This is a genomic window from Rhizobium sp. USDA 4016, from assembly GCF_056279705.1.
In genome coordinates, this window is record NZ_JBWCCY010000002.1 from 1,881,069 (window position 1) to 1,894,023 (window position 12,955).

The window sequence follows — 12,955 nt, forward strand, 5'->3', positions numbered from 1 at the left end:
CTCCCTTATCTCACACGCCAGATCGAAAACGGCAGCCCGGCGTGGGGATCGAGCCGAAGGCGCTGAACCTTGCCGGTCCAGGTGAATTTGTGACCGTCGATCAGGTCTTCGAGATCGAGCGCGGCATGGTCCGCGAGGTTCCATGACCAGAGCGGAATTTCCACATCTGCCTCGTGGGCATTATGCGGATCGAGATTGACAGCGATCAGCAGAGCGTTCTCGCGCCCGGGGCTCGCCTTTTCGTAGAACATGATGTTGTCGTTCCAGGCTGTGAGAAGCTGCAGGCCATGGTGGGAATGCAGAGCCGGGTTTTCCTTGCGGATGCGGTTGAGCATCGTGATTTCGGACTTAATGTTGCCCGGCCGATCGTGGTCCCAGGCCCGGATCTCGTATTTTTCTGAGTCGGCATATTCCTTGCGCTTGGCGTCCGGGCGACCCTCGCAAAGCTCAAAACCGTTATAGACCCCCCATAGTCCCGACAGTGTCGCTGCGAGCGCCGCACGGATGAGATAAGCCGGACGAGGCGCATTTTGCAGAAAGTCAGGGTTGATGTCGTGCGTATTGACGAAGAAGTGCGGACGGAAGAATTCCTTGGGTTCTTCCGTCGTGATCTCACGCATGTACTGTTCCAGTTCCCACTTGGCGTTGCGCCAGGTGAAATAGGTGTAGGACTGCGAGAATCCGACCTTGGCGAGCCGGTACATCACCTTGGGTTTCGTGAAGGCTTCCGACAGGAATACGACCTCCGGGTGCCGGGATCGGATGTCAGCAATCAGCCACTCCCAGAACGGGAAAGGCTTAGTATGCGGATTATCGACCCGAAACAGCTTTACGCCGTTGTCGACCCACTTTTGAACAATGTCGCGCAGCGCAATCCATAATGACGGGACTGCCTCACCCGCGTAGAAGTCGACATTGACGATGTCCTCGTATTTCTTGGGAGGATTTTCCGCATAACGTATGGTCCCATCCGGTCGCCAGTCGAACCAGCCCGGATGCTGTTTTAGCCACGGATGATCGGGGGAAGCTTGAATTGCAAGATCAAGCGCTATCTCCAGGCCCTCGTCCTTGGCGGCATCGACCAACCGCCGGAAGTCCTCGAAGCTGCCGAGTTCGGGGTGAATTGCGTCATGGCCGCCCGCCTGCGAGCCAATCGCGTACGGACTGCCGGGATCGCCTGGTTCTGCACGCAGGCTGTTGTTCTTACCCTTGCGATTTGTTGTACCGATGGGGTGAACAGGCGGAAAGTAGAGCACGTCGAAGCCCATTGCGCGAATGGCCGGCAACCGCTTGATAACATCATCGAATGTGCCGTGTCGGTCCGCATCGCCGCTCTGGGAGCGCGGGAATATCTGGTACCAGCTTGCGAAGGCGGCAGCCGAACGCTCGGCATCGAGCGGGATGACTTGAGACCGGAGCCGGTAAGGACGCCTATCTGCCGCCGCCATCAGCTCGGCGGTTTCTGTGGCGAGCAGGATTTCGGTGCGCCGTGCATCCTGCGTCTCCGTCAGTTCGTCGAACAAGACTTTCAGTCGGCTCTTGATCTGGCCGTCGGCGTGATCGAGCGCGTCCAGCACGAGGTTGATGCCTTCCTGGATTTCCAGCCTGAGATCGAGACGTGCCTCGTGCTTCTTGACGAGTTCATAGCGGTAGATCTGGAAGGGGTTGCGCCATGCTTCCACGACGAATTCGTGCCGCCCTAGGCGCTTTGCCACGAATTCCGCACGCCAGCGATCGTTTTCGACGAGCTCCATGCGGACTTCGTTCCACCCGCTCTGGTCGGCCGGGCGCCAAAGAAGCGCCGCCGACAGGGGGTCGTGACCGTCTCCAAAAATATCGGCTTCAACCTTTATCGTTTCGCCGACAACGCGTTTGACCACGAACCGTCCCTCGTCGACCGCCGGCGTGATTTTTTCGATTGCCAATCTTGCAGACGCCGCGGCCTCGCTGGCTGCGGGTACAGCGAGTGCGTCAATGATGGGAACGGACGACAGTCCTTCGAAAACGCGAAGCTCACCCGGTTTCAACTTCAGTTGGGCGTCAAGGATCTCATCGTCGGCCTGCGGGTTGCTCAGCGGCAGAAATGAGGATGCAGCCTCGCGCACAAGATTGAACGGAGCGCCGACGCTGCGCCGCAGATCACGATTGAGGACGACGACACGCACTTTCTGTGAGCTTGGCACATCCTCCTGATCCGTCTGCATCAGAGCAACGGCCGGCGTTTGGCTGGTGGAGATGAGCTTGAGCGGCCGACGCGCGAAACCGGCAGCCGTCTTGTTCGTCCAGGCGTTGACGGCGCGAATATCGCCGGAAAGGTCGAACGCGCCCCGTTCGCGAAGGCCGCGCAGGCCGGTCCCGTCCCCATGCATCGGATCAAGCGGTGCGGCGGCACCATACTCGAAGCCCATTGGGATCATCAGGCCGCTGGCAAACGTGGAAGACAGCCGCAATGCTCGGACGGCCTTGCGCTGTAGGACCTCCCAGCTGTCGGTGCCGTGGGCGACGCGCTTGCCGAACGGCGCTTCCGGAAAGGTGATCTGATAACCGATCTGCCGCTGGATCTGGTATTCCTCCATGATCCAACGTTCCTCAAGGTCCCACCATGCCAGCGAGGAGAAGCTGCCATCAAAACCGGTTCCCTCCAGGGCCTTGCGGACTTCGAAGTCGCTTCCCGGCGTCCAGGCCAGAAAGGTTGTTTCTGGCGCAGACTTGCGGGTCGACATGATGATGTTGAACCAGGCTTCCGGCGCCAGGCTTGCGATGCCGAGGCAGCGAAAGCCTGCAATTCCGAGGCCGGTAAGCAGCCTCATCCGAGCGAGCCAGTCGTCGAGATGGCCAGGATCACGTGTAGGATCGATGCGCTGGCTGCCGGCTTTGTGCGGCGGCACGCGCGGATCGGCGACGACTGATCCTGAAGCCTCGTCGACCGCCACCCGATCAATGGCCAGGTCGAGCATGATCTTGAGCTTGTTGTCGGTTGCGGCTTGGACCAAGGCTCCGACGGCCTCAGTGACAGAACTTCCCAGCCCCAATGCCGGATCGAGGCGATCGAAGCCTTTCGTGACAAAGACACTGCTATTATGACCGCGTTCGAAAAGTGGAGCCGTCAGGACCGTGTCAAAACCAAGGTCTCTTGCATGCGCAAAAACCTCCCTCCACGCCGCCAAACCCTTCAACATCAGGGGATGCACGTAGTAGATCTGCGGCGGAAGTTGCGAGCTTCGCGACACGAATTGCGGGCGCGTGTTCATTGTGAGTCCCTAACCTTTTCAGCATTAACTGCAAGGCCGCCGTGCTTGTTCCTTTTTTTTACTGGCGCAATTGACCATCATTTCCGGACATGGCGCCGGTTTGGGTACCGGAGCTCGCTGACCGGATGACGATCTGGCGACTGTGGTGCGCGCTGTGGACCGCCTGTCCTAGAGGGTCCGGAAAGCCGCTGATTGCGGTCGATACTGCCGCCATGGCAGCGCGCATAAGACAGCGCCGTCCGGGGCCGCGCCAATCAGCCACGCATCGAGTGGTGCCGTTTAGGGAAGATCATGGAAGTACAGCTAAGCCTGCCGATTTCCAGTCTTGGGCCAGCAGTCGCCTATCATCGGCTTGCGCCAAAATGGCTAAAGCGCTGGGAACGGAACGGCGTCAGATCGATCGACGGTTTCCGCTTTGAGACGAGATCTGCCACGAGCCGCCCGGTGATGCCAGCCAGCGTCAACCCGAGGTGGCCGTGCCCGAAGGCGTAGGTCACGTTCGGTGATGTCGGAGAGTTACCGATGACCGGCAGCGAATCCGGCATCGATGGACGAAAGCCGAGCCATTCCAAGGTACCCTCTCCCGCACCAGGCAGAAGCGCTTCGACGCCCCTGCGGATCATGGCCGTGCGGCCGGCATTGGACGGGGCCGAGAGGCCGCCGAGTTCCACCGTGCCGGCAGCGCGCAGGCCATCTGCCATCGGCGTCATGTAGAATCCGTGTTCCGGATAACAGACGGGGCGCGCCAAGAGAGAGCCGGCCGACGGGAAGAGCACGTGATAGCCTCGTTCAGTGTCGAGCAGGACCCTGTCGCCGATCTGCCTCGCAAGCGTGCCTGACCACGCACCTGCCGCCACCACGGCGTGATCGGCACCCATTTCATCATCACCGGCCCGGAGGCGGACGCCTGCTTCTGTCATCTCCAGGCCGCTGGCGTCGCCGCCGACAAACGTGCCGCCGCGCTCGCCGACGACCATGGCAAGCGCGAAGGCCAGCAGCTTCGGGCTCGAAATCGTATAGGCATCGCGGAACAAAACGCCGCGACAATATAGTGGTGCAAGATTGGGCTCGAGATCGCGGATTGCCGCGGCGTCCAGCCGCTCCAGGGCAACACCGTGACGCTCGCGAAAGAGCATTTCAGGCTCCGCCGCCTGAAACTGCGCCTCTGTCTTATAGAGATAAAGACATCCATGGCGCCGCTCAAGCGCCTTTGCGCCTGCTTCGTGGACAAGCGGCCGCCAGCCGGCATCGGCCTGCATAAGAAGGCCGGAGAGCACAGCGGCGATCCGTTCGACCTCATCCTTGCTGCTCGATGCCACAAACGCACGCAACCAAGGTGCCAGATGCGGAAGGTAGCGCCAGACGATTGCAAGTGGGCCAAGCGGGTTTGCAAGCATCCCTGGCACCCGCCAGGCAATGCCGGGCGTTGCGACGGGCACGACGCTATGAGGCGCAATCGTGCAGGCATTCCCGTATGAACAGGCTTGCTTATAGGATGCGCCGGCGAGCGGTGGCTCGCGGTCTATGACGGTGACGCGATGCCCTGCCTTTTGCAGCCAGAGCGCCGAAGCAAGGCCCACCAAACCGGCACCAATCACGAGAACATGTCGCCTCTCCGTCTCCGGCAGCGGCGCGATTTCCAGATTTGTCACGCCCGATTGCTCAGACATGACCGATCAACGCCCGGGGACGGTCGGCGAGTGTCGAAGCGATGATCCGCAGCGCCGTCGTCAACTCTTCGCGCGAGGCGGCACATCCAATGTTGACACGGACGGCATGCTCGACCGGCTGCCGATCGCAGGCAAAGGCAGCAGCCGGCATGACCGCGACGCCGTGAGCACGCAGGTTGGCGGCGAAATCTTCTGCCCGCCAGGGTGCCGGCAATCGCAGCCAGACAAACATGCAGCGGGGATCCGCTGCAAAGGAGTGGCCTGCCAGAATAGTGGTAACAAGCGTGTGGCGCGCCCGAAGTTCGGAAAGCTGGGCCTTCAAAATGGCCTGGGCGGTGCCATCCTCCAGCCACCGGCTTGCGATGAGGAGCGGCAACGGCGCAGGCATCCAGGCCGTTGTGCGCACTGCTTCGGCAGTCACCTGTGCAAGCCCCGGCGGGCAGGTCAGATAGCCGACGCGCAGGCCCGGCGCCAGGGCCTTAGAGAGGGCCGAAATATGGTAGGTCCTTTCCGGCGCAAGCGTGGCGAGCGTCGGAGCTCGGGTGCCGAGCATCGGTCCATAGACGTCGTCCTCGATGATCACCACGTCGTGGCGTTCGGCCACGGCGACCAATTCGCGGCGCCGCGCCTCGCTCATCGTCACGACACTCGGATTGTGCATCGAAGGAACGGCGAACACCGCCCGGACCGTTTCGCGCCGGCAGATATCCTCAAGCTCGCTTGCCGACATGCCCTCATCATCGCTGCCGATGCCAACGATGCGAAAGCGAAACATCTGCGCGAGCGCCTTCAGGCCATAATAGGTGAGCCGGTCCGAGACGACTACGTCGCCAGGCTCGATCAGGCTGCTGACGGCTGCGAGGAGGGCGTGCTGGGCCCCGCTGGTGACGACGATGTCGTCAGCGGATGGTTCAAAGCCGTTGAGCCCGATCCAGCGCCGGCCGGCGGCGCGTGCCCAGGCGGCTCCTTCGGGCGGCTGGTACTCCTGCATTTCCTGGAAGCGCGAATCGGCCGCAAGTTTGGGGAGTGTTTCGGCAAGGCGTTTTTGGAAATCATCGACAGCCGGGCGGTTAACGGTAAGGTCAATGACGCCGCTGGGCCGTGTCGCGCGATCGACGCGCGGCATCGCACCTTCCCTCATCACAATCGTCCCGCGGCGCGTACTTCCCACTACCAGATTGAGGTTCTGCAGCTCGCGATAGGCTTTGGTGACAGTCGATACATTGACCGAACGCTCCTTTGCCAGATCCCGTTGCGGCGGCAACTGGCTTCCGGGCGAAAGCTCGCCGGAACGGATTTTTGCCTCTATCTCGCCGGCAAGCTCGAGATAGGCGGGCCGGCGCGCCGGTCGCTTCAGCACCCCGCTCTTTGTGTGGTTCTCCTGCATATCTCTCGGCATACAAATTTCCGCATCTGTTTTCGAACGCCGATCCGCTGGTATGGCGGAAAATGCACTCGTTCTCATTGCTTTCCCTTATCGCTTTGCTGCCTATCATTTTTTTCTATGAATTTCGAGGGGCAGTTGATCGCCATACAAAATTATTTGTCTTGCTTGACAAAGTTGACGCCAGCGAGACAATATCGATCGCACACCGAGACAAAGGCAAAGAACCTGACCGGTGACCGGAGGATTTTCATGAATGAGCCTTTCATCGCCTTTGAAGGCGTCCGCAAATCCTATGACGGCAAAAGCTACGTCGTGCGCGGGCTCGACCTCAGTGTCGCAAAAGGTGAATTTCTCACTTTGCTTGGCCCGTCCGGCTCGGGCAAAACCACGACACTGATGATGCTTGCCGGCTTTGAGGCTCCGACCCATGGCACCATCACGCTCGCCGGTCACCGCATCGATAGCGTACCGCCGCACCGCCGTAACATCGGCGTGGTCTTTCAGAACTATGCGCTTTTCCCGCACATGACCGTTGGCGAAAACGTGGCATTTCCACTCAAGATGCGGCGGCTCGGCAAGGCGCAAACGGCCGAACGCGTGCGCCGCGCACTCGACATGGTGCGCATGGAAAGCTTCCAAACGCGCCGGCCGAACCAGCTTTCCGGTGGCCAGCAGCAGCGCATCGCACTGGCCCGTGCGCTGGTGTTCGAGCCGCAACTGATACTGATGGACGAGCCGCTCGGCGCGCTTGACAAGCAATTGCGCGAACACATGCAGCTCGAAATCAAGCACCTGCACGGCCGTCTTGGCATCAACGTCGTCTATGTGACGCACGACCAGAGCGAGGCACTGACCATGTCGGATCGCGTCGGCGTCTTCGATGACGGCACGCTGCAGCAGATCGCCTCGCCGCACGCCCTTTACGAAGCGCCGGCAAACCCGTTTGTCGCGACCTTCATCGGGGAGAACAATGCCATCGCGGGCGAAGTGGTCGAGCTTGTCGGAAAGACCTGCCGGATCAGGACCGCGGACGGCTCCATCATCTCGGCTCTTGCCGGTGACGGGCTGAAACAGGGGACGCGCACGACCTTAGTGCTGCGCCCGGAGCGCATCACGCTGTCGTCTCCTGCCGAAAGTCCCAACCGCTTCACGGCCAAGATCGTCGAACTGATCTACCACGGCGATCACCTGCGGCTGCGCGTCCAGGCCTGCGGGTGCGATGACGTCCGTATAAAGGTGCCGGCTGCATTGGCGGACACGTTTCGGGCCTCCGGGGACAACATCGTCATCGGCTGGGCGCCGGAAGACTGCCGGGCGCTGGCTCTATCGTGAGAGCGAAAAGCCTAAACTGCATTCAACCAGAACAGGGGAACAAATATGAACCGCATCTCGATACTGCTTCAGACCTCCATGCTTTGTCTCGCCATGAGCGCACCTGCCCTTGCTGGGGATACGATCACGGTAACGTCGTGGGGAGGCGCATATACCAAAAGCCAGGAGAAAGCCTTCTTTGGTCCCTACTCGAAGGAGACCGGCGTCAAGATCCTGCAGGACGAGTGGGATGGATCCACCGCGAAATTGAAGGGCATGGTGGAAACCGGCCAGGTCACCTGGGATGTCGTCGATGTCGAACCAGGACATGCGCTGCAGGGTTGCGACGAAGGATGGCTGGAAGAGATCGACTATTCCAAGCTCGGCGGCAAGGAGGCCTTCATCGATGGCGCGGCAATGGACTGTGCGGCGGCCACCATCGTTTTCGGCACGATCTATGCCTATGATGCATCAAAATTTCCGAACGGCGGGCCGACGACGATGGCCGATCTGTTCGACACGAAAAAATTCCCCGGTCCGCGGGCGTTGCGCAAAGCGCCGAAGACGACGCTGGAATTCGCGCTGATCGCCGATGGCGTCGCGCCGGCCAAGGTCTATGACGTCCTCGGCTCGCCCGAAGGCGTCGATCGCGCCTTCAAGAAGCTCGATACGATCAAGAAGGATGTCAAGGTCTGGTGGACGGCCGGCGCCCAACCGCCGCAGCTTTTGGCCGACGGCGAAGTGCTGATGACCACGGCGTGGAACGGACGCATCTACGATGCCGTCAAAAACAGCGGCAAGAATTTCAAGATCGTCTGGGATGGCCAGGGGATGGACTTCAACCTTTGGGCCGAGCCGAAGGGATCGCCGCACAAGGAGGCGGCCGACAAATTCATCGCCTATACGATGACACCGGACGTCATGGCCCGGCAGTCGCAGTACATCTCCTACGGTCCGACGCTGAAGGCGGCGATCGCCAAGGTTCCGGCCGACATCCTGCCCGACCTTCCGACGGCGCCCGAAAACACCAAGAACGCGTTCGTGGTTTCGGCAGAATTCTGGGCCGACCATGACGAGGAATTGACCGAACGCTTCAACAAGTGGCTGGCGCAATAGTCCTCGCTCGGCGGGCGGGCTTTTCCTCCCGGGCCTGCCCGCCCATTTTTTTGCGAATGAAGGTGTGCCATGGCGCTCATGCTTACCGACGACGTCATCAACAATGCCATCGACACGGCGCCTCTTGCCCGCCGGCTGCGTGGCCTGCGACGGAAGGGGCAGATGAGAGCCTTGCTTCTCGTCGCGCCGCTGATGCTTTTCCTGCTGGCGATCTTCATCCTGCCGATCGGCATGCTTCTTACCCGAAGCGTCGACAACCGCGAAGTGGCGCGAACGCTGCCGAACACCGTCGCAATGCTTTCCTCGTGGGACGGCAGAGGCGTACCAGACGAGGCGGTCTATGCCGCCCTCGCAACCGACTTGAAGGCATCGTCCCGCGAGGATGTGGCCGAGATCGCCAAACGGCTCAATTATTACGAAACTGGCATGCGCTCGATGCTTTTGAAGACCGCGCGCACGATCCGCAATGCAAAGGCGCCCTACAAGGATGCCTTCGTCGCAGCGGACGCTCAATGGGCAACGCCCCGCTATTGGCATCTTCTCAGGCAGGCAATGCCTGAGCTTACCGATTTCTATCTGCTCGCAGCGTTGGACATGAGCCGCGACGAGACCGGCGTTATAACGACAGTCGCACCCGAAAACGCCGTTCATGTCGATGTACTGCTGCGCACCTTCGCCGTCAGTGCTTCGGTGACGCTGCTGTGCCTGCTGCTTGGTTATCCGCTTGCGGCATTGATCGCCCGGTCCAAGGGGGGCACCGCCAACACTCTGCTGATCCTCGTGCTCCTGCCCTTCTGGACATCACTGCTGGTGCGTACGAGCGCTTGGGTCGTGCTATTGCAGAGCCGCGGCGTAGTGAATTCCGCTCTTGCATGGCTTGGCGTCATCGACCCATCGCAGCCGCTGGAACTCATCTACAACCGCATCGGCGTCTTGATCGCGATGACGCATATCCTTCTCCCGTTCATGGTGTTGCCGATCTACAGCGTCATGAAGAGCATCCCCCCGATCTACTTGCGCGCCGCCTCCTCGCTGGGGGCGCCACCACTATCGGCCTTCTGGCGAATCTATTTGCCGATGAGCATGCCAGGCGTCAGCGCCGGTGGACTTCTGGTATTCATCCTGGCCCTCGGCTACTACATCACCCCAGCGCTCGTCGGCGGTCCGCGCGATCAAATGGTCAGTTACTACATTGCCTACTATTCGAACCAGGTGACCAACTGGGGGATGGCGGCGGCATTGAGCGCCATCCTCCTGGTCGCCGTGCTCATCCTTTACGCCGTCTACAATCGCATGGTCGGCATCGATCGTCTAAGGATAGGCTGATGAACCACTCCCTTTCCGTCGAACGCCTGCTTCCCATCCTGCTATGGATTGCCGGCGGCACTGTCGTTGTCTTCCTGATCGCGCCGATCATCGCCATCGTGCCCCTGTCGTTCAACGTGGAGCCCTTCTTCACCTATCCGATGCCAGGCCTCTCGCTGCGCTGGTATGAGGAATTCTTCTCCTCCGAAGTCTGGCAACTGGCTCTGAAGAACAGCATCATCGTCGCCGTCTGCACCACACTGGTGTCAACCGCACTCGGGACGTTGGCAGCAATCGGCCTTAGCCGGCCGGAATGCCCCTTCCGCGCCACACTGACTGCCATTCTGATTTCACCGATGATCGTACCGGTCATCGTCTCGGCGGTCGGCATCTATTATGCCTTTGCAGCCGTCGGTCTGCTTAACAGCTTGACCGGTTTGGTCCTTGCCCATACCGCAATCGGAGCGCCCTTCGTCGTCATTACCGTGACGGCGACACTTGCGAGCTTTGATCACAATTTGATGCGCGCGGCCTCAAGTCTTGGCGCAACGCCCCTTGAAGCCGTGCTGCGCATCATGCTGCCGATCATCGCACCGGGTGTCGTGTCGGGTGCGCTATTTGCCTTCGTCACGTCCTTCGACGAGGTGGTGATTGCACTTTTCATCGCCGGCTCCGAGGAACGCACCCTGCCCCGTCAGATGTGGAGCGGCGTTCGCGAGACACTGAGCCCGACCATCGCCGCCGTCGCAACACTGCTGATCCTATTCTCAACGCTGTTTCTCGCAACTATCCAGTGGCTGCACCGGCGCGCCGAACGCCAAAAGCTCATGCACTGATCGGGCTTTACGCCAACGCGTCTGGCGTGCTGTCCAGATGGACACCAAATTGGTCTTATGACGGCAAGGCTGCAGCAGCCTTGGTGCCGAACCCGTTCGGCAAGAAAGCGGCTCTCGGCAAATGGCCGGTGCCGCCTCCCTGGCTCCAATGAAGTGCCGCTCGTCTTTCGCACGGCCAATACTCACCTGCCATGACGGTATTTTTCGCGGCCGGGCTTCGGGAGCTGATTTTCAGCGTGTTCGGCGCCGGTGAACGGCCATCATGGATGCCGCCGAGAATTTGTGATGAAATCAACCGAAGTTGGGCGCCGAGTGACATCGATATCCTGTTTTCGATTCACAGTCTGCCATGGAAGATGAAACCGATCAGGACGCCCAGCAGCAACGCTCGATGCTTTTGAAGCACTCAGACCGGCCAACATCGTTTCAGGAGATGCCGGACAACAAAGAGATGGGATAGTGTCGATTATGAGCTTTTTTGAAAGCCTCCTCGTCTTGTCTCTCGTGGCGATCCTGCTACTGCAGGTTTCGCGACGTCTGTCGCTTCCCTATCCTTCCCTGCTGGCAATGGCGGGCGCTGCAGCTGCGCTTGTGCCGGGAACCCCATATGTCTCACTTGAACCTGAGACCGCCCTTGCTTTGTTCATCGCCCCCGCGCTGATGGACGCGGCATTTGACTTTCCAGTCCGAACTGCCCGGCGTTTCTGGTTGCCGTTGCTCGTCTTTGCCATCGGTGGAGTGATTGTCACAGCATTCGCCGTTGCGCTTGCAGGATCTTGGCTTGCTGGCCTGCCGTTTGCGGCCGCGCTCGTCCTTGGGGCCATTGTCGCACCACCCGACGCAGCAGCGGCGACTGCGATCCTTTCAGGGGTGGCGATACCTCGCAGCACAGATGCCGTGCTGCGAGGCGAAAGCCTTTTCAACGACGCGGCCGCCCTCCTCATCTTCGGGGCCGCGCTCGCGGTACATTCAACGGGGAATCTTGGTGTCACCGTCGGCCTACATTTCGCCCTTGCGGCTCCTGGCGGCATACTTCTCGGTATTTTGGCGGCTTTCGTCGGCAAGCATCTTTCCGGTTTCGTGTCCGGCACCTTGGGCGGAAACCTGCTTCAGTTCGTCCAGACGTACCTGCTTTGGATTCTTGCCGAACATCTGGGGCTGTCGGCGGTGCTTGCGGTCGTGGCCATGGCCATGGCTATGGCAAGCAGCGTCGCGACATCTGCGCGCATGCGGGTCCAGTCCTATGCGGTCTGGAGTGCCGTCGTCTTCGTCCTCAACATCATGGCATTCCTATTAATGGGCATGCAGATCAGGAGCATCATCGCAGGCATGCCGGAGGGTCAGCTCGGCCAGGCCTGCACATTCGCTGCGTTTGTCGTCGCGATCGTCGTTCTCGTCCGGTTTGCGGTCTGCATCGGCTATAACCGTATCCTGGCTCGCCTTGCACGCCGCCGCGGACGAAAGGAACCAGCGACGATCAAGCAGGCGGTTCTCGCCGGCTGGTGCGGAATGCGAGGACTGGTCACCCTTGCGACAGCATTCGCGCTGCCGAGCGATTTTCCTCAGCGCGACACAGTCGTGCTGACTGCTTTCGCGGTGGTTCTTGCAACACTCGTCATCCAAGGACTGACGCTTTCACCCTTGATCCGATGGCTGGGTCTCGACGGGCGCGCAGCGGCAGCCGAGGAGCTGCGGGGCCGTCGCGCGCAGATCACAAAGGCCGGCATCTGCGTACTGGAGGATCAGTCCGGCCCGGAGGCGGAGCTTTTGAGAAGCAAGTTTCTGATCGAGCAGAAAGCACTTTTCAATGTTGAAGGACCCTCCTCGCTTGAAACCTACCGCAAACTGGCGCTGGGCTCGATTGCCGCCCAACGCGTGGAGCTTGAGCGACTTCGTTCCCAGAATGAACTCAACGTCGATGAGTACAATCTGCTGCTTGAGGAGATCGACTGGCGAGAGCTTTCTGTTTTGCCGCTCGAAGATCGGAAGATTGAGGAGATCTGAAATCACGCGCTGCATCCCTCGTGTCCCCGCGAGAATGCTTGGTCCCTGTCGCGTGCTGAAATTCTTGCCCGCGCC

General features: G+C 60.4%; 8 protein-coding genes. 5 read left to right on the forward strand and 3 right to left on the reverse strand.

Annotation, left to right across the window (positions count from 1 at the left end; genetic code table 11):
• Positions 1-5: 5 nt before the first annotated feature.
• The 3 genes from ACZ9DP_RS10035 to ACZ9DP_RS10045 all read right to left on the reverse strand — a co-directional run bounded on the left by ACZ9DP_RS10035 (position 6) and on the right by ACZ9DP_RS10045 (position 6,320).
• Complete coding sequence (locus tag ACZ9DP_RS10035; RefSeq protein ID WP_476201478.1) at positions 6-3,251, reverse strand: maltotransferase domain-containing protein; 3,246 nt, start codon at positions 3,249-3,251, stop codon at positions 6-8.
• Between the two features lie 344 nt (positions 3,252-3,595).
• Positions 3,596-4,921 carry an NAD(P)/FAD-dependent oxidoreductase gene (locus ACZ9DP_RS10040; protein ID WP_208645065.1) on the reverse strand — a complete coding sequence of 442 codons (1,326 nt, stop codon included), beginning with the start codon at positions 4,919-4,921 and terminating at the stop codon, positions 3,596-3,598.
• Positions 4,914-6,320 (reverse strand): aminotransferase-like domain-containing protein, encoded by a 1,407-nt coding sequence (locus ACZ9DP_RS10045; RefSeq protein ID WP_476201479.1) that lies wholly within the window; start codon positions 6,318-6,320, stop codon positions 4,914-4,916. Before ACZ9DP_RS10045 ends, ACZ9DP_RS10040 begins: the two co-directional genes overlap by 8 nt.
• A 237-nt stretch (positions 6,321-6,557) precedes the next feature.
• Between ACZ9DP_RS10045 and ACZ9DP_RS10050 the strand changes: the two genes are divergently transcribed.
• The 5 genes from ACZ9DP_RS10050 to ACZ9DP_RS10070 all read left to right on the forward strand — a co-directional run bounded on the left by ACZ9DP_RS10050 (position 6,558) and on the right by ACZ9DP_RS10070 (position 12,880).
• Positions 6,558-7,640: an ABC transporter ATP-binding protein gene (locus ACZ9DP_RS10050; protein WP_194731457.1), complete on the forward strand. Its 1,083-nt coding sequence runs from the start codon at positions 6,558-6,560 to the stop codon at positions 7,638-7,640.
• A 78-nt stretch (positions 7,641-7,718) separates the two neighbouring features.
• Positions 7,719-8,735: an ABC transporter substrate-binding protein gene (locus tag ACZ9DP_RS10055; RefSeq protein ID WP_418336828.1), complete on the forward strand. Its 1,017-nt coding sequence runs from the start codon at positions 7,719-7,721 to the stop codon at positions 8,733-8,735.
• A 69-nt stretch (positions 8,736-8,804) separates the two neighbouring features.
• Positions 8,805-10,061, forward strand: coding sequence for an ABC transporter permease (locus ACZ9DP_RS10060; protein WP_476201482.1), 1,257 nt, complete (start codon positions 8,805-8,807; stop codon positions 10,059-10,061).
• A complete protein-coding gene (locus ACZ9DP_RS10065) occupies positions 10,061-10,876 on the forward strand; it encodes an ABC transporter permease (protein WP_074071509.1) in 816 nt (271 codons plus the stop codon). Before ACZ9DP_RS10060 ends, ACZ9DP_RS10065 begins: the two co-directional genes overlap by 1 nt.
• Before the next feature lie 468 nt (positions 10,877-11,344).
• Positions 11,345-12,880 (forward strand): cation:proton antiporter, encoded by a 1,536-nt coding sequence (locus tag ACZ9DP_RS10070; protein WP_476201484.1) that lies wholly within the window; start codon positions 11,345-11,347, stop codon positions 12,878-12,880.
• The last annotated feature ends 75 nt before the right edge of the window (positions 12,881-12,955 follow it).